Annotated in this window: 20 protein-coding genes; 15 read left to right on the top strand and 5 right to left on the bottom strand. The window is 56.9% G+C overall.

What is annotated here, in order from left to right:
• Positions 1-43 precede the first annotated feature (43 nt).
• The 4 genes from V7680_RS02365 to argC all read left to right on the top strand — a co-directional run bounded on the left by V7680_RS02365 (position 44) and on the right by argC (position 5012).
• On the top strand, positions 44-1558 hold the full coding sequence (locus tag V7680_RS02365) for a flavin-containing monooxygenase (protein WP_335651685.1): 1515 nt from the start codon (positions 44-46) through the stop codon (positions 1556-1558).
• 39 nt (positions 1559-1597) lie between these two features.
• The gene (locus V7680_RS02360; RefSeq protein WP_335651684.1) at positions 1598-3016 is read left to right on the top strand and encodes a leucyl aminopeptidase family protein; all 1419 of its coding nucleotides are present in this window, start codon (positions 1598-1600) and stop codon (positions 3014-3016) included.
• Between the two features lie 131 nt (positions 3017-3147).
• Entirely contained in the window at positions 3148-4074 is a 927-nt protein-coding gene (locus V7680_RS02355; RefSeq protein WP_335651683.1) for a C40 family peptidase, read from the top strand.
• 8 nt (positions 4075-4082) lie between these two features.
• Positions 4083-5012: an N-acetyl-gamma-glutamyl-phosphate reductase gene (gene argC, locus V7680_RS02350; protein ID WP_335651682.1), complete on the top strand. Its 930-nt coding sequence runs from the start codon at positions 4083-4085 to the stop codon at positions 5010-5012.
• Positions 5013-5019: 7 nt separating this feature from the next.
• On the opposite strand, the gene lepB is transcribed toward argC, so the two are convergent.
• The 4 genes from lepB to pyrE all read right to left on the bottom strand — a co-directional run bounded on the left by lepB (position 5020) and on the right by pyrE (position 7781).
• Positions 5020-5886, bottom strand: a complete 867-nt coding sequence (gene lepB / locus V7680_RS02345; RefSeq protein ID WP_335651681.1) for a signal peptidase I — start codon at positions 5884-5886, stop codon at positions 5020-5022.
• A gap of 41 nt (positions 5887-5927) precedes the next feature.
• Positions 5928-6329: a holo-ACP synthase gene (gene acpS / locus V7680_RS02340; protein ID WP_335651680.1), complete on the bottom strand. Its 402-nt coding sequence runs from the start codon at positions 6327-6329 to the stop codon at positions 5928-5930.
• A 127-nt stretch (positions 6330-6456) separates the two neighbouring features.
• Entirely contained in the window at positions 6457-7185 is a 729-nt protein-coding gene (locus tag V7680_RS02335) for a pyridoxine 5'-phosphate synthase (RefSeq protein WP_335651745.1), read from the bottom strand.
• Positions 7186-7187: 2 nt separating this feature from the next.
• Positions 7188-7781, bottom strand: a complete 594-nt coding sequence (pyrE, locus tag V7680_RS02330; RefSeq protein ID WP_335651679.1) for an orotate phosphoribosyltransferase — start codon at positions 7779-7781, stop codon at positions 7188-7190.
• A 238-nt stretch (positions 7782-8019) separates the two neighbouring features.
• Here pyrE and coxB point away from each other — a divergent pair, with 238 nt between their 5' ends.
• The 8 genes from coxB to V7680_RS02290 are packed head-to-tail and all read left to right on the top strand — an operon-like array spanning position 8020 to position 14276.
• Positions 8020-9045, top strand: coding sequence for a cytochrome c oxidase subunit II (gene coxB, locus V7680_RS02325; protein WP_335651678.1), 1026 nt, complete (start codon positions 8020-8022; stop codon positions 9043-9045).
• Positions 9046-9056: 11 nt separating this feature from the next.
• Entirely contained in the window at positions 9057-10718 is a 1662-nt protein-coding gene (gene ctaD / locus V7680_RS02320; protein WP_335651677.1) for a cytochrome c oxidase subunit I, read from the top strand.
• A gap of 32 nt (positions 10719-10750) precedes the next feature.
• Positions 10751-11656 carry a heme o synthase gene (locus tag V7680_RS02315; protein WP_335651676.1) on the top strand — a complete coding sequence of 302 codons (906 nt, stop codon included), beginning with the start codon at positions 10751-10753 and terminating at the stop codon, positions 11654-11656.
• A complete protein-coding gene (locus V7680_RS02310) occupies positions 11653-11814 on the top strand; it encodes a hypothetical protein (RefSeq protein ID WP_335651675.1) in 162 nt (53 codons plus the stop codon). Before V7680_RS02315 ends, V7680_RS02310 begins: the two co-directional genes overlap by 4 nt.
• Positions 11814-12401 (top strand): cytochrome c oxidase assembly protein, encoded by a 588-nt coding sequence (locus V7680_RS02305; protein WP_335651674.1) that lies wholly within the window; start codon positions 11814-11816, stop codon positions 12399-12401. The genes V7680_RS02310 and V7680_RS02305 overlap by 1 nt, the downstream gene beginning before the upstream one ends.
• 31 nt (positions 12402-12432) lie before the next feature.
• A complete protein-coding gene (locus V7680_RS02300; RefSeq protein ID WP_335651673.1) occupies positions 12433-13293 on the top strand; it encodes a cytochrome c oxidase subunit 3 in 861 nt (286 codons plus the stop codon).
• Between the two features lie 6 nt (positions 13294-13299).
• A complete protein-coding gene (locus tag V7680_RS02295) occupies positions 13300-13695 on the top strand; it encodes a DUF983 domain-containing protein (RefSeq protein WP_335651672.1) in 396 nt (131 codons plus the stop codon).
• Positions 13692-14276, top strand: a complete 585-nt coding sequence (locus tag V7680_RS02290; RefSeq protein ID WP_335651671.1) for an SURF1 family protein — start codon at positions 13692-13694, stop codon at positions 14274-14276. The genes V7680_RS02295 and V7680_RS02290 overlap by 4 nt, the downstream gene beginning before the upstream one ends.
• A gap of 10 nt (positions 14277-14286) precedes the next feature.
• Here V7680_RS02290 and V7680_RS02285 read toward each other — a convergent pair whose 3' ends face one another.
• A complete protein-coding gene (locus tag V7680_RS02285) occupies positions 14287-14742 on the bottom strand; it encodes an SRPBCC family protein (RefSeq protein WP_335651670.1) in 456 nt (151 codons plus the stop codon).
• Between the two features lie 50 nt (positions 14743-14792).
• Here V7680_RS02285 and V7680_RS02280 point away from each other — a divergent pair, with 50 nt between their 5' ends.
• Genes V7680_RS02280 through V7680_RS02270 form a run of 3 tightly spaced genes read left to right on the top strand, consistent with a single transcriptional unit; the run spans position 14793 to position 17465 of the window.
• Positions 14793-15143, top strand: coding sequence for an ArsR/SmtB family transcription factor (locus V7680_RS02280; protein ID WP_335651669.1), 351 nt, complete (start codon positions 14793-14795; stop codon positions 15141-15143).
• 41 nt (positions 15144-15184) lie between these two features.
• Positions 15185-16588, top strand: a complete 1404-nt coding sequence (gene thrC / locus V7680_RS02275) for a threonine synthase (RefSeq protein ID WP_335651668.1) — start codon at positions 15185-15187, stop codon at positions 16586-16588.
• Positions 16581-17465: a class I SAM-dependent methyltransferase gene (locus V7680_RS02270; protein ID WP_335651667.1), complete on the top strand. Its 885-nt coding sequence runs from the start codon at positions 16581-16583 to the stop codon at positions 17463-17465. Before thrC ends, V7680_RS02270 begins: the two co-directional genes overlap by 8 nt.
• Positions 17466-17517: the final 52 nt, after the last annotated feature.

The following is a 17517-nucleotide window of genomic DNA, read 5'->3' as shown; positions in this document are numbered from 1 at the left end:
CGCCTTGCTTGCCAATTAACACCCATGTCAGTAGGGTGTTGAAATGAAAAACGAGATTCTTGACGTTCTGATTGTTGGTGCCGGCCTGTCCGGTATCGGCGCAGCGGTTCACCTGACCAAAAGATGCCCGGGCAAAAGCTTTGCCATTGTCGAGGGGCGAGAGCGGCTCGGCGGGACCTGGGATCTGTTCCGCTATCCCGGTATTCGCTCGGACAGCGACATGTACACCTTGGGCTATAATTTCAAACCCTGGACCGCGCGCAGGGCGATTGCCGATGCGCCGTCGATCCTCACTTATCTCAATGAAACCGTTGCAGAATATGATCTGGACGACAAGATCCGCTTCAACCGCAAGGTGATAGATGCCAGCTGGTCGAGCGAAACCGCTCTGTGGACGGTCAGTCTGCAGCATGGCGATGGTTCGATCAGCACCGTCCAGTGCAATTTCCTCCACATGTGCTCCGGCTATTACAGCTATGAGGAAGGCCATAATCCCGACTTTCCCGGCAAATCCGATTTTGCCGGCCCGATTGTCCACCCGCAATTCTGGCCCGAAGACCTCGACTATGCTGGCAAGAAAGTTGTCGTGATTGGCAGCGGCGCGACCGCGGTTACTCTTGTTCCGGCAATGGCTGGCACGGCGGCGCATGTCACCATGTTGCAGCGTTCCCCAACCTATATTGTTTCCCTGCCGGGTGAGGACAAATGGGCCTTGCGGTTCCGTAAAGTCTTGCCGGCCAAGCTTGCCTATCTGCTGACCCGCTGGAAAAATGTGCTGATGGGCCTTTTCATGTTCAATCTCGCCCGCAAGAAGCCTGACGGTTTCAAGCAACGACTGCTGGAGATGGTACAGGATGAAATGGGCCCCGGCGTCGATATGGCCGATTTCACGCCCAGCTATAACCCTTGGGACCAGAGGCTATGCCTTGTGCCCGACAGCGATCTGTTTGCATCGATCAAATCGGGCAAAGCGTCGATTGTCACCGACCATATCGAAACATTTACCAAAGACGGTATCACGCTGAAATCCGGCAAGACGCTCGAGGCGGATATTATCGTGACCGCCACCGGATTGAAAATGCTCACCGGCGGTAGTGCGGCCATTTCGGTCGATGGACAGCCGGTCAATTTTGGCGAAAAAATCAATTACAAGGGCGTCATGTTCTCCGGCATCCCCAATTTCGGGATGACGATGGGCTACACCAACGCGAGCTGGACGCTGAAAGCCGACCTGACCAGCGAATATGTCTGCCGTCTGGTGAATTTCATGGACAAGAATGGCACCCCGATCGCGACTCCGACCTTGCCCTCCGACGAGCCGATGGGGACCGAGCCGATGCTCGATTTCAGCTCCGGCTATGTCCAGCGGGCGATCAAGGATCTGCCGAAACAGGGCGATCGCAAACCCTGGCGCCTGAACCAAAACTATCCGAAAGATATTATCAACCTGCGTCACAAGGCCGTGGATGACGGTGTGATGGTCTTTTCCAAGCCGGGTGCTGCGGTCATTCCTTTCCCAAACAAACGGTCCGAAGCGGAAGTCATTGCCGCCGAATAGACTCTCGCGCTCTGCTCAAACTGTGGCTATAGCGACCGAATGACTGATTTTAAGGCATTGATCGAGGCCGACACCGGCCAGCCCGCTCGCAATATCCAGATATTGGATGTGAATAGTTTTGAAGACTGGCTGAAGGGGCAACCCGAGACCATCAGGGCGATTGCGACCGCCTATAAATTTGTCGCCAATCCCGATTCCTTTCTGCTGCTGCCTCCGGTTGGCGGGAAGAGCGATGACAAATCGCTCACGAGCGACTTTTCGGTGGTTGCCGGTGTCCTCAACCGTGAAAAGCTCGATCCCTGGTCGTTAGCCAAGCTGGGTGGCAAATTGCCCGAGGGCAAGTATCGCCTGCAAGGAGCCAGCGCCAAGGGCGCGCTGTTCGGCTGGCTGATCCCGCAACATGAATTTGACCGCTACAAGGAACTGCCCAACCGGCAGGGACCGAGCGTGCTGCTGGTCACCGATGCAATCGGACAGCGCGACGAGGCGGTCCGTCAGGCCGACGCAACCGCGATGGTCCGGGATATGGTCAACACGCCGGCTGCCGACATGGGGCCGGACAAGATCGAGGATATCGTCGACAAGCTGTCCAGCAAGCACGGCGGCGAACTGAAAGTGACGCGCGGCGACACGCTGGAAGAGCATTTTCCGATGATCCACGGCGTCGGCAAGGCGGCGATGCGTCCCCATGCGCCGCGCCTGATCGAACTGAAATGGGGCAAGGCGGACCATCCCAAAATCGCTATTATCGGCAAGGGCGTGACCTTTGACAGTGGAGGGCTTTCGATGAAGTCCCCGGCCGGCATGATGCTGATGAAAAAGGATATGGGCGGCGCTGCTCATGCCATCGCGCTCGCCCGTATGGTGATGGAAGCCAATCTTCCGGTTCGCCTGCACCTGCTGGTGCCCGCTGTCGAAAATTCGGTGGATGGCCATGCTTTGCGCCCGGGCGATATTTTGCACAGCCGCAAGGGCCTGACCGTCGAAATCACCAATACCGATGCCGAGGGACGGCTGGTATTGGGCGATGCGCTGACGCTTGCTGGCGAGGATGAGCCAGAGATGATCATCGATTTCGCCACGCTCACCGGCGCGGCGCGTGTTGCATTGGGGCCTGACCTGCCGGTCATGTTCTGCGACAATAAGGAAATGGCGGACGGTCTCTTGCAATCTGGCGAGGATGTCAGCGATCCACTTTGGCAATTGCCTTTGTGGCCTGGCTATGACGCGATGCTCAGCAGTTCGATCGCCGATTGTGTGAACAGCGCTGCCGGCGGCTTTGCCGGCAGCATTACTGCAGCCCTGTTTTTGAAGAAATTTGCACCGGAATCCGTGCCATGGGCGCATTTCGATACTTTCGCCTGGCGCCCGGCGAGCAAGCCTGGGCGACCAAAAGGTGGCGAAGCTCTGGGGCTGCGGGCAAGCTGGCGCTATCTGAACGATCGCTACGCAAACTAGGCATATGCGACACCGCTTGATTAACCGCCCATAGGTCGGGTAAGGGCGGCGCGATTGTCGTTGCTTTGCAACATCGCGCTTAAACCCCAGACCACTGGGGTTTTTGGCGGAATATTAGGATTTCTATACGCATGGATACGAAAGCTGCAGATACTGGCGCGCACGCGAAATTCGTGCTGCATGGTCCGGAAGAGGAATTCGACCCCCGGATCACTGCGCATCGCGGTGACCTTGCGGATGTTGCTCTGGCCGGCAAATTATTTGCACCGCATTATGCGGCCCCGATGCCAATGCGCTGTTCAGCGCCAAAGGCGATGATCCGCAAACAGAGCGGCAAGGACCACGAAGCGATTTCCGAATTGCTCCACGGCGAAGATTTCAATGTTCTGGAAATTGCCGGGGACTGGGCCTGGGGCTATTGCGGTCATGACGGTTATGTCGGCTATGTTCCTGTCCATGCGCTGCAACATCAGAAGAAGACACCCGACCCAACCCATTTGATCTTTGCACGCGCTGCTTTGATTTTCATCGAACCGGATTTCAAATCGGGCGTTATGAAGCGGCTTCCGATGGGCGCGCGGATTGCCTGCGGCGAACCCAGCGAATGCGGGAATTTCCTGAAAACCGGCAAGGGCTTTGTCCATGTCCGCCATGTGCAGCCGATCGGCACCAAGGTTGTTTTTGACGGAACAAATGGCACCGCGGCGCTAGCAGAACAGCTGATCGGCGCACCCTATCTCTGGGGTGGCCGGAGCGGTGACGGCCTCGATTGTTCGGGGCTCGTCCAGATGATATTGATGCTGACCGGGGTTGATGCTCCGCGTGACAGCGATCAGCAGTTGGCGGCATTGGGCGATGATATTGCCGAAGACGAGGACCTCCGCCGCGGCGATCTGGTGTTCTTCCCCGATCATGTCGGTCTGATGATCGACAAGGACCGGATCATTCACGCCAATTCCCACATGATGCAAGTGGCGATCGAACCACTGGCGGATGCGGTTGCCCGTTTTGCAAAGACATCAGACAAGCCGATATCGGCTCGCAAACGGCTTTCCTGAGACTGACGATGACGAAGACTGTTTTCATCGACGGCGCCGTAGGGACCACCGGACTGGAAATCGCCGAACGGCTGTCCGGGCGGAGCGAATTTTCTCTCGTCCGGTTGCCCGAAGAGAAGCGCAAAGATGTCGCTGCGCGGCGCGAGGCGATCAATGACAGCGATTTTGTCATTCTCTGCCTGCCCGACGAGGCGGCGATAGAGGCGGTTTCGCTGATCGACAATGACAATACCCGGGTGATCGACGCGTCGACGGCGCACCGCGTTGCCGATGGTTGGGCCTATGGCTTCGCCGAATTTCGCAGTGGCCAGCGGGACGCAATCGCCAATGCGCGCTTCGTTTCCAACCCCGGCTGCTACCCAACCGGGTTTCTGGGGCTTGTTGCCCCTCTGATTGCGGGTGGCCTGCTGCCGGCAGACTGGCCCTATGTCATGAATGCTGTCTCCGGATATTCGGGCGGCGGCAAGGCGCTGATAGAACGGTTTGCACAGGAACCCGATCTGGGTTTTCGAAGCTACGGTCTGAACCTTGATCACAAGCATATGTCTGAAATGAAAGTCCATGGCGGACTGGCCCATGATGTCATTTTTGCGCCGTCCGTGATTCGCGCCTTTCGGGGCATGCTTGTAGATATCCCGCTCCATCTCGGTGCGATGGGATCGGTGCGGGCAGAACAGCTGCTGGAAGATCTGACGGCCTTTTATGCCGGTTCGGAACTTGTCTCAGTACAGGGCAGGGGCGAAATGACCGAACTACTGATCAGCGAGCACGATGCACCGACCGATAAATTGGAACTGTTCGTCTGTGGCAATGCAGGCGGCTATCACGCCCGTCTGATCGCCCGGTTGGACAATCTCGGCAAAGGTGCTTCGGGCGCGGCTGTCCAGAATCTGAACATCATGGCCGGTCTCGACGAGACCGCAGGGCTGCGGCTCTAGACCAGCGCTATTTTGTGGTAGTGGCCGCTTTGTCGGGACGCAGGCTGGTTCCGGCCCGTCCGCTCCGGAACGAACCAAGCCAGCTCAGCGGATTGAACGTGGTCGTTCCATCGAGCGAGAAAGTAATGAACTCCGCCCGTCCGCCAATATTTTCCCAGGGGATCGCGCCGCCGAGACCAAGCGGGCTCGAGACCCGGCTATCGGCGCTGAGATCACGGTTGTCGCCGAGCAGATAGACCTCATGGTCCCGAATTTCGACCGGCGCCACGTCATCGGTATATTGGGGGCCGAGATCGATAATATTATAGCTCACGCCATTGGGCAGCGTTTCGCGGACGATGGGTAGACGGCAAACCGGGTTGCCGGCGGCATCCTTGCTCCGCGCGCCAGGAAATTCATTAGGTCCGCAGGGTGAATTGGCGTCGATCGGGATCAGCAGGTCGGGCTGGACATCCTGTCTGACGCCGACGCCGTTAAGAAACACCTGACCGCCACGCAATTCAATGGTGTCGCCTGGCAGGCCGATCACCCGCTTGATATAGTCGCTGCTTTGTTCTTTCGGAGTCAGGATCACGACATCGCCGCGTTCGGGCAGGCTGCCGAACAGGCGACCTTCCAAACGTGGCAATATATGGAAAGTGGGTGACACCCAGGACCAGCCATAAGCATATTTGCTGACGATCAGCCGGTCACCGACCAGCAGGCCGGGCATCATCGATACTGACGGGATATAGAATGGCTTGGCCACCAGGCTGTGAAAGGTAAGAACCGCCAGCAGCAGCAAGCCAATGCTCTTGATCTCGCCGATCCAGTCGGTTTTTTCTTTTTCCGGTTTGCCTGTGGAACCGCTGTCAGCAGTATTTTCTATCGCCATATTTTTTTCTTTGGTTTCCTGGTCCATGGGAAGCGCATTTCCTATAGCGGATGCGCTTCGATGATCACGAATGCCTGAGCCCATGGATGATCGTCGGTGAGTGTGAGATGAACGATTGCCTCATATCCGGCAGGAGTTAGCGCGTCGAGGCGTTTTTTTGCTCCGCCGGTCAGGGCGAGGGTCGGCGCGCCGCTTTTGGCGTTGATGACGCCGATATCTTTCATGAAGACGCCAGCCCGAAAGCCGGTGCCGACCGCTTTGGAATAAGCCTCTTTGGCGGCGAAACGTTTGGCGTAGGTGCCGGCAATAGTATGCGGCCGCCGAGCCGCCTTGGCGCGTTCCAGTTCGGTGAAGACCCGCAGTTCGAACCGCTCGCCAAAACGGTCGAGCGAATTCTGGATCCGCTCGATATTGCAGAGGTCGGAGCCGAGACCGATGATCATATCTTTTCCTCCCTGCAGTAAAGCTGCGGGTAGGTGGCGCCGAAGGCGACGGAGGGGCACTCCTCCATCACCCTTCGGGCGGTCCGCCTCCCCGTCTGCGACAGGGAGGAAAAAAATTGTCTATTGCTCACCGTGCTTCATCCATTAGCGCGCGCATCTGGCGGATACTGCCGTCGAGACCGCTGAAAATTGCTTCGCCGATCAGGAAATGGCCGATGTTCAGCTCCACGAGCTGCGGAATGGCAGCGATTGGCACGACATTGTCGAAGGTCAGTCCGTGTCCGGCATGGGGTTCGATGCCGTTTTTCGCCGCTAGCGCGGCCGCATCCGCGATCCGGCGAAGTTCGGCTTCGCGTTCGGCGCCGGTGATCTCCGCATATCGGCCGGTGTGAAATTCGACGACCGGCGCGCCGAGGCGGATGGCGGCCTCGATCTGGCGCGGGTCGGGCTCGATAAACAGGCTCACTCGAATATTGGCTTCTTTCAGCTGTCCAACAAAATCGGCCAGCTTATTGTGCATGCCCGCAGCATCCAGACCGCCTTCGGTTGTCCGTTCCTCGCGATTTTCCGGCACGATGCAGGCGGCGTGCGGTTTGTGGCGCAGAGCAATCGCCAGCATCTCGTCGGTCGCCGCCATTTCCAGATTGAGCGGTATAGTTAGCTCGTCCATCAGCACGGTGAGATCATCATCGCGGATATGGCGCCGGTCTTCACGCAAATGGGCGGTGATTCCGTCAGCGCCTGCTTCGGCCGCGACCAGCGCCGCGCGCACCGGTTCGGGATGATCGCCGCCGCGCGCGTTGCGGATTGTGGCGACATGGTCGATGTTGACGCCCAGTCTAAGAAATGTCTCTATACTCACGCCGCCGATGGCTCCGCGCGGCTGCCCGGCTTGGTCGTCGGGATGGCTGCTAGATCGGCGGGGACCTCGTCTGCGGCATAAGAGGGCACGTCAAGCGCCACCAGCGGGAAGAAGGGCACGTCAAATTGCGCGGCGCCGTTCGAACGGTCGATCAGCGCACCGGCGGCGATCACGTCACCGCCCGCGTCGCGGATTGCCTGAATGGCTTCGCGGGAAGACAGGCCGGTGGTCACGACATCTTCCATCATCAATACTTTCTGTCCCGGTTCCAGCCGGAACCCCCGGCGCAGTTCGAATATGCCTTCGGGCCGCTCGAGAAATAGGGCCTCGAGGCCGAGCGCCCGGCCCATTTCATGGCCGACGATGACGCCGCCCATTGCCGGTGACACGACAATATCGATTGAGCGTCTGATATTCTGTGGTATTTTCGCGACAAGCGCTTCGGCCATCCGTGACGCACGGGCCGGGTCCATCAGCAGGCGAGCGCACTGCAAATAACGGCTACTGTGGCGTCCGGACGAAAGGATAAAATGGCCTTGCAGTAAGGCGTCACAGCTTCGGAATTCCGCCAAAATCTCTTGTTCTGTCAATATTTCATCCCTGTCTGAAATTCACCATATTGCCCAAATGGGCATATTGAGACCGCAATGCCAGATAAATTAAAGTCAAAAAACTGAAAAAATATGTATTCCGTAGCTTGAGGCTTGCGTCATCCATGCCTATAAGCCGCCCCAATCGGACTATTTCAGGCTAGGCTCGCTGATTCCAAAAGTCGAGCCATTGCCGGAAAACTACCGAAACTTGGGGTAAGATAGGGTTGAGCGATATATGACTCATTTTGTGAAAGCTTGGATTCTGGCCATCGGCTTGATTCTCACGCCGGCGGCTTTGTCGGCGCAAGAAGCGTTGCCGGCAGCACCGGTTGTGAATCCAGCAGCGTCCAGCGAACTGGAAGCAGCGGAAGTACCGGCAGTGGCAGCAGCCACCGCAACCGGTCTTGATCCTGCGCTTTATACCCCGATGAAGCCGACGCCAGGCATCGGCATGCCAGTCGATGGCGCCATCGATTTTCAAGAGCAGTTCAGCGAAACCGGCAAAACCGCCCATTGGATCAACAATGTGATCCTGGTGCCAATGATGGTCGGCGTGAGTTTGCTGGTTCTCTTCCTGTTGTTCTGGGTCGTTTACCGTTTTCGTCGCGGGGCCAATGCGGTGCCATCAAAAACAACCCATAATACTTTTATCGAAATCATCTGGACTGTCATTCCTGTCCTGATCCTGGTTGTGATCGCCGTGCCTTCGATCAGCCTGCTCGCTGAGCAGTTTGAGCCGGCTCCGGAGGATGCCTTGACCGTGAAGGTTACCGGGTATCAGTGGTATTGGGGTTACAGCTATCCTGACAATGGCGATTTCGAAGTCATTTCCAACATGCTGACTCCGGACGAAGCCGCTGCACGCGGAGAGCCATACCAGCTCGCAGCCGACAACCGGATGGTTATTCCGGTCGGCAAGCCGGTCAAGCTGCTGATCACCGCAGCGGACGTGATCCACAGCTTTGCCATCCCGGCGGCATGGTTCAAGCTTGATGCTGTTCCCGGGCGGATCAACGAAAAGGTTCTGCAGATCGATCGCGAAGGTGTATATTATGGCCAGTGCTCCGAACTTTGCGGCGCACGCCACGGTTTCATGCCGATCACGGTTGAAGTTCTATCCGAAGAAAAATTCAACAACTGGGTTCGCGCCAATGGCGGAACAGTGAAGGGCGACGCGGCAGAAGCCGTTGCAACCGAAACTGCTGCCGTTGAAGCGACGACCGAAACTGCGCCTGCCGATGCAGCCGCTGCGACCAACTGAGGGTTAGAGTAATGACAACAATCACAGCAGATGGCCACATCGACGATCATGCGCATGACGCTGATCACAAGCCAGCTTTCTTCCAGCGCTGGTTCATGTCTACCAACCATAAGGACATTGGTACTCTCTATCTGATTTTCGCGATTGTCGCGGGTATCATCGGTGGCGGGATTTCCGGTCTGATGCGGCTGGAACTGGCAGAACCGGGTATCCAGTATCTGCAAGCCTGGGCAAGCATGTCCAACGGCACAGAAGCATCGATGGATCAAGCCTATCACCTATGGAATGTGCTGATTACCGCGCATGGCCTGATCATGGTCTTCTTCATGGTCATGCCGGCGATGATCGGTGGCTTTGGTAACTGGTTCGTGCCGCTGATGATCGGCGCGCCGGACATGGCCTTCCCGCGGATGAACAATGTCAGCTTCTGGCTGCTCGTCCCCGCATTTCTCTTGCTCCTCGGATCATCTTTCGTACCAGGCGGCACCGGCAATGGTGCAGGCACTGGCTGGACGGTCTATGCGCCGCTCTCGACCAGCGGTTCGGTTGGGCCAGCGGTCGATATGGCGATTCTCTCGCTCCATCTTGCTGGTGCATCGTCCATTCTCGGCGCGATCAACTTCATCACCACCATCTTCAATATGCGCGCGCCGGGCATGACCCTGCACAAAATGCCGCTGTTTGTATGGTCGGTTCTGGTTACCGCATTCCTGTTGCTGCTCGCGCTTCCCGTGCTGGCTGCAGCGATCACGATGTTGCTTACCGATCGTAACTTCGGCACGACCTTCTATGATGCCGCAGGCGGCGGTGATCCGGTGCTCTATCAGCATCTGTTCTGGTTCTTCGGACATCCTGAAGTCTACATCATGATCTTGCCCGGTTTCGGCATGGTCAGCCACATCATCTCGACCTTCAGCCGCAAGCCTATCTTTGGCTATCTCGGCATGGCTTATGCTATGGTTGCCATCGGTGTCGTCGGTTTTGTGGTCTGGGCTCACCATATGTTCACCACCGGCATGTCGGTTAACGTGAAAATGTATTTCACCGCAGCCACCATGGTGATCGCGGTGCCTACCGGTATCAAGATCTTCTCGTGGATCGCAACCATGTGGGGCGGTTCCTTGTCGTTCAAGACACCGATGATGTGGGCCCTGGGCTTCATCTTCATGTTCACCGTGGGTGGTGTGACCGGTGTTGTGCTCGCCAATGGCGGGATTGATGACAATCTTCATGATACTTATTATGTGGTTGCCCATTTCCACTATGTGTTGTCGCTCGGCGCGGTCTTCTCGCTCTTTGCCGGCTTCTATTACTGGTTCCCGAAAATGTCGGGCCGGATGTATAACGAATTGCTGGGGCAGCTCCATTTCTGGATCTTCTTCATCGGCGTGAACATCCTGTTCTTCCCGCAGCACTTCCTCGGACAGCAGGGCATGCCACGTCGCTATGCCGACTATCCGGAGCAGTTTGCTTACTGGAACCAGATCAGCTCGCTCGGCTATGCCGTGATGCTGGTCGGCGTGCTGATCTTCTTCGTGAACATCGGCTACTCCATGTTTGCCGGCCGCAAAGCCGAAGGCAATTACTGGGGCGAAGGCGCAACGACGCTGGAATGGACATTGTCCAGCCCGCCGCCGTTCCACCAGTTCGAAACCCTTCCCCAGATCAAGTGATCTGAGGACCAGTCGGGAATTTGGGAAAAGAAATGACCACTGCGTCACAAACAATACAAGGCTTGGCCAGCGCGAAGGATCTCTTTGCGCTGACCAAACCGCGTGTGATGTCCTTGGTCATCTTCACCGCCCTGTGCGGTTTGCTGGCAGCGCCGGGATCGATTCATCCGGTGATCGGTTTCACCGCGATCCTCGCGATCAGCCTGGGGGCAGGGGCTTCGGCCGCGCTCAACCAGTGGTATGAATATGATATCGACGCGATCATGAAACGCACCAGCCAACGGCCGCTGCCGGCTGGTCGAATGGACCGCGAAACCGCGCTGCATTTCGGTATCGGACTGTCGGTATTCTCGGTCCTGCTGATGGGCGTTGCGGTCAATTGGTTCAGCGCCATATTTCTTGCATTCTCGATCTTTTTCTACGCTGTCGTCTACACTATCTGGCTGAAGCGCAGCACTCCGCAAAATATCGTGATCGGTGGCGCTGCCGGCGCTTTCCCGCCAGCGATTGGCTGGGCTGCGGTGACCGGCGACGTGACGCTGATGCCAGTCCTGCTGTTCGCGATCATTTTCTTCTGGACGCCGCCGCATTTCTGGGCGCTCGCGTTATTCATGAACAGCGACTATTCAAAAGCCGGCGTGCCGATGATGCCGGTGGTTGCCGGTCAACGCTCGACCCGCAACCAGATCTTCGGATACAGTCTTGTGCTCGCCGCAACCGCTATCGCGCCTTTCGCTCTCGGGCTGGCAGGTTCGGTCTATGGTGTCGCCGCGATCGTGCTGAGCCTGATATTCTGCGTGCTTTCATTGCAGGTCGCTCGCAGCAACACGACCAAGCCAGATGACATGGCCTCTGAAAAGCGCCTGTTCAAATTTTCGATACTTTACCTTTTCGCGCTGTTCGCAGCGCTTGTTGCTGACCGGATGATATTCGCATGAGCGAGATTGATAATGGAAAAGCCCCGATGAGCCCTGAAGAGCAAAAAATCTATCAGGCACGGCAGAAGCACCGGGCGATCATTCTGGCCGGACTGCTGTTCTTCATGGTCATATTATTCTATTTCATCACCATCGTTAAAATTAGCGGTGGTTCCTGATGGCCAACGCGAAAGCTACTCTTTCCGCCAAGAACCGCCGCAGCGGCATGATGGCTGGGGCGATGGGCCTCGGCATGTTGGGCTTGGGTTTCGCCGCTGTGCCGCTCTACGAGGTGTTCTGCCGCGTGACCGGCTATGCTGGAACGACCCAGCGAGTGGGTGAAGCACAAGCCGCCACGGTTCAAGCCACCGATAGGGTGATGTCGATCCGTTTCGACTCCAATGTCAATTCCGCGCTGCCATGGTCATTCAAGCCGGAGCAAGCCGTCGACCATGTCACTGTCGGTGCGCGTGACATGGCGATTTTTATTGCGACCAATGAATCCGACCAGCCGGTTGTCGGCACTGCCACATTCAACGTGACACCGTTATTGGCGGGGCAATATTTCAACAAGGTTCAGTGCTTTTGCTTTAGCGAGCAGACGCTGAAACCGGGGCAGACGGTGAGGATGCCGGTGTTATATTATGTTGACCCTGCGATCATGGAAGATCCGGAAACAAAAGATATCAAGGAAATCACGCTCAGCTATACTTTTTATCGTTCGACGGACGAGCAGGCAGTAGACGCCGGTAAAGGCGATAGCTAAGAGAAATTTAAGTCAAGGTTAGGGAAATAATATGGCCGGTGCCAAAAATCATGATTATCACATATTGCCGCCAGACATCTGGCCGCTGGTCGGTTCGTTTTCCGCCTTCGTCATGGCAATCGGCGGCATCCGCTGGATGCACGACATGTCCTTCGGTCCGCTCGTCTTTGCAATCGGCTTTGCCGCAATTGCGCTGACCTTCTATGCGTGGTGGGCCAACGTGATCAAGGAAGCCCATGCGGGCGATCACACACCTGTGGTTCAGTTGCACCTGCGCTACGGCATGATCCTGTTCATTGCTTCGGAAGTCATGTTCTTCGTGGGATGGTTCTGGGCATGGTTCGATTTCGCACTTTTCCCTCAGCCGCTTGAAATGGTTGACGGCATCGTCACCAATTATATCGGGCAAGACGGCGCAGCAGCGCTGTTACAGTGGCCACCCAAGGGTATTGAAGTGCTCAACGCCTTCGAACTGCCGTTGCTCAACACGATGATTCTTCTGTGTTCCGGTACCACTGTTACCTGGGCTCACCATTCGTTGATCCACGGTGATCGCAAGGGATTGATCACCGGCCTGTGGCTGACGGTCATTCTCGGTGTATTGTTCTCGGCTATCCAGGCCTATGAATATAGCGTTGCGCCTTTCCCGTTCGCTGGTCTCAACTATAGCTCGGCTTTCTACATGGCGACCGGGTTCCACGGCTTCCACGTTCTGGTCGGCACGATCTTCCTGATTGTTTGTCTGGCACGGGCCTATAAAGGCCACTTTACCCCGAAGCAGCATTTCGGCTTTGAAGCGGCAGCCTGGTATTGGCATTTCGTCGATGTCGTATGGTTGTTCCTCTTCATCGTTGTCTATGTCTGGGGTGGCTGGGGCGCACCGGTTCACTAGGCTATAATGTTGAACCAAACCGAAAATACAAAGGGGCAGCCGGATGTTCTTCCAGCTGCCCTTTTTGGTCTCTGCCCCCATTGTGGGCAGAAGACGCTTTTTGCCAATGTGATAAAATTCTCCGACAAGTGTCGGAGCTGTGGTCTGGACTTCAGCCAGTATAATGTAGGCGACGGCCCGGCGGCTTTCCTGACCTTGATTGTCGGCGCGATCATTCTGGGCCTGGCCTTGGCAGTTGAAGCCAATTTCCATCCACCCTTCTGGCTCCACATATTGCTCTGGGTGCCGCTGACCGTCAGCGCGGTCGTCGGTTCGCTCAGGGTGTCAAAAGGTATCCTGCTGATATTGGAACATCGCAACCAGGCTCGCGAAGGCAGCATCGACAAACGCGACGGCGAATGACCAGGCGCCTACCGATATTGGGGACCATCCTTGTCCTGATCGCTGTGGCAACCATGGCCGGTCTAGGCATATGGCAGTTACAGCGTGCCGAGTGGAAAAACGACCTGTTGGCAACCTATGCCGCGGCGGATGAGATGCCGCCGATTGCCTATCCCGCTGTGCCAAATCCTGAAGACGCGCCCTATTTCCGCAAATCTTCCGTTAATTGTCTCGCCGTCATCGGCTGGCGCTCGACCAGCGGGCGTAACATCAACGGGAAATCCGGCTGGGCGCATATCGCCCAGTGTCGCACTGCCGGCGCAGAAGGTCCGGGCGCGCAAATTGTCGCGGGCTGGTCTCCACGTCCGGATAATCCGGATTGGCAAGGCGGAGTCGTTGACGGTATCATCGCGCCTGACAGCCAATATATCATCCGCCTGGTGGCGAGTGAGCCTGTCGCAGGACTACAGCAAAGCCAGCCGCCCGCGCTGGAGGACGTCCCGAACAATCATCTGTCTTATGCGGTCCAGTGGTTCCTCTTTGCCGGCATCGCGCTGATCATTTTTCTCATCGCTCTGCGGGGGCGCAACAAGATCAAATGATTCAGGCAGGCTATTTGTAAAAGCCTTCCCGCAAATTTATCCCGTGCTCGACCCACATCTTGAGCGCGCACAGCATTTGCGTCCATCCGGAACAATTACCGTAAGAGGTTTTCAGACCGGCTTCGGTTTCTCGCCAGCCCCCTTCGGAAATCGTCACCAGCGTGCGGTTGCCTTCCAGCGGCTCGAAGGTCATCGTGGCGGCGACCTTGTAACCGGCTTCCCCCGATGTGTCGCCTGCCTCCCACAAGATGGAAATTTTCTCGTTCGGAATGACTTCGGTGACCTCGACCGGAAACACGCCGGGAAAATCATGAAAGTCCCACATCACAGTCGCCCCGGTCTCCAGACGGCCTTGTGCGCCGCCGGTTGTGAAATAAGCTGATAATTGCTCCGGGTTGGCCACCGCTTCAAATACTTCCGCGACGGGTTTTGAAATATGGGCAGCAACTTTGAATTTTAGATCCATAGTGATTCTCCCTTGAAATGGTTCCCAACAATATGTTATAAAAATATAACATGTCAACTAGCGATATATATGATCGGGTGTTCAAGGCCCTTGCGTCCAAGGTTCGTCGCCAGATTCTGGACGATTTGCGGGATCAGCCGCTGACTACCGGGGCGCTGTGCGCGCATTTTCCGGACCTGAACCGCTGTACAGTGATGCAACATCTGCAGGTGCTGGTGAAGGCGGACCTGATCATCCCGCAACAGAAAGGGCGAGAGCGCTGGAATCATCTCAATCCTTTGCCTATTCATGCCATCCACGAACGCTGGATCGGGCCGCATGCCGCCAATGCCGTCGAACGGCTCGACACGCTCAAAACACAGCTTGAGAAGGGTTCGATAAAACGCCCTGTCAAAGCATAGTTCTTGCCCTGATCGGAGGCTGCCGCTAACCCGCTCGCACCATGCAATATATATCTACCAGAGGCGCTGCGCCCGCATTGAATTTCGAACAAGTGACCCTGGCCGGACTGGCCGGCGATGGCGGGCTTTATATACCGCAATCATGGCCGTCTTTCAGTGCCGCCGATATTGCAGACATGGCGGGCCTTTCTTACGTGGAAACCGCCGTCCGTGTGATGTTGCCATTTGTCGGCGATGCGCTTGATGAAGCGGAATTGCGGGATATTTGTGAACAGGCTTATGGCCGCTTCTCGCACGCTGCGGTGACACCTTTGGTACAGCTGGACGGGCGGCAATGGCTGCTCGAACTGTTCCACGGTCCGACACTGGCGTTCAAGGACGTCGCGCTGCAATTGCTCGGCCTGTTGTTCGAGAAATTTCTTGCCCGGCAGGACAAGCATCTGACGGTCGTGGGCGCTACTTCCGGAGATACCGGTTCCGCCGCGATTGATGCGCTGGCAGGCCGGGACAAGGTCGATATCTTCATGATCCATCCCGACGGCCGGATATCCGATGTCCAGCGTCGGCAGATGACCACGGTCCTTGCACCGAATGTCTATAATATCGCGATTGACGGCAGCTTCGATGATGCCCAGGCTATGGTCAAACGGATGTTTGCCGATCAGGATGTGACCAACCGTTTCTCTATCTCGGCGGTCAATTCGATCAACTGGGCACGACTGATGGCGCAGGTTGTCTATTATTTTTACGCCGCCAGCCAATTGGGGGCGCCGCATCGCAAGATCGCATTTTCGGTGCCGACCGGAAATTTCGGTGATGTCTTCGCCGGCTATGTCGCGTCGAAAATGGGATTGCCGATCGAACGGCTGATCGTCGCAACCAACGTCAATGACATATTGCATCGCGCACTGAGCGCCGGGGACTATTCCACCGGAACGGTAACCCCTACCGCAGCGCCATCGATGGACATTCAGGTCAGCAGCAATTTCGAACGATTGCTGTTCGATCTCGAAGGCCGCGATGGCGTCAAGACGGCGGCCCGGATGGCCGCTTTTGAACAGAGCCATAATATGCAGCTGGAGCCCGACATGCGGGAAACTGCATCGTCGATCTTTACCAGCCATCGCGTCGATCCGGATGATATGTCGATTGCCATGCGTTGGGCGCAGGACAAGGCCGGTCACGTGATTGATCCACATAGCGCCATCGGCCTGTCCGCGGCGCAGAATGTCGATCTGGATCCGGCCGTACCGGTAGTGACGCTGGCGACCGCCCATCCGGCGAAATTCCCAGATGCAGTGGAGCGGGCCACGGGCATCCGCCCGGCCTTGCCACGCCGCGTCGGTGATCTGTTCGACCGCGAGGAGAAATATACCAAGCTCCCCGGCACATATGATGCGGTAAAGTCATTCATCATGTCCAACGCCACGCCGTCCGATGGCTGAAGTCAAACCAGCTCCAATATTGATGATCAGCGAGCCGCGCAGCGACTATGCGCTGGTCGACTCTGGCCTTGGCCGCAAGCTTGAACGCTACGGTGATTTCCATTTTATCCGCCCAGAACCGCAAGCTATGTGGGAGCCATCGAACGACGACTGGCAGGCAGACGGCGAATTTATTCCTGCATCCGACGAGGATGGCGGAGGCCGCTGGCATCTGAATTCCAATGTCCCTGAAGAGGGATGGCAGATGGACTGGGAAGAGGTCAGTTTTACCGCGCAATGCACGCCGTTCCGGCATCTTGCCTATTTTCCCGATATGGACCCGGTCTGGCGCTGGTTCCGCGGTAATTTGCAGGATGTAGACGCGCCGCAGATGATGAACCTGTTCGGTTATACGGGGGTCGGAACCTTGGCGCTGTCGGCTGCCGGAGCCAATCTGGTGCATGTCGATGCGTCGAAGAAGTCCGTGACCGCAGCGCGCGACAATGCTGCCCTGTCGGGGATGACCGAACGCCCGATCCGCTGGATTATCGACGATGCCGCCAAATTTGCCGCCCGCGAAGTGCGGCGCGAACGGCGCTATGACGCTATACTGATGGATCCTCCGAAATATGGTCGCGGTCCGGATGGAGAAATCTGGCGGCTCGAAGAGCATCTCGCAGGACTTGTGGAGGATTGCGGAAAGCTGCTTGATGGCGATAGTCGTTGCCTGTTCCTCACCGTCTATGCCGTCCGCATGTCGGCGCTGGCGCTGGGCTCGCTGCTCAACGAAAAACTGGCGCATCTCGGTGGGACGATCGAGGTCGGAGAACTGGCGGTTCGCGAAGAAGCGCGCGGTCTCCTGTTGCCGACCGCGATATTCGCGCGCTGGTCCGCCTGACTTGCCATTTAACCGCTAACATGGTCAGATAATATTTATGACAGACACATTG

The organism is Parasphingorhabdus sp., from assembly GCF_036963705.1.
Lineage (GTDB): Bacteria > Pseudomonadota > Alphaproteobacteria > Sphingomonadales > Sphingomonadaceae > Parasphingorhabdus.
This window is presented reverse-complemented; position numbering and strand designations above follow the sequence as displayed.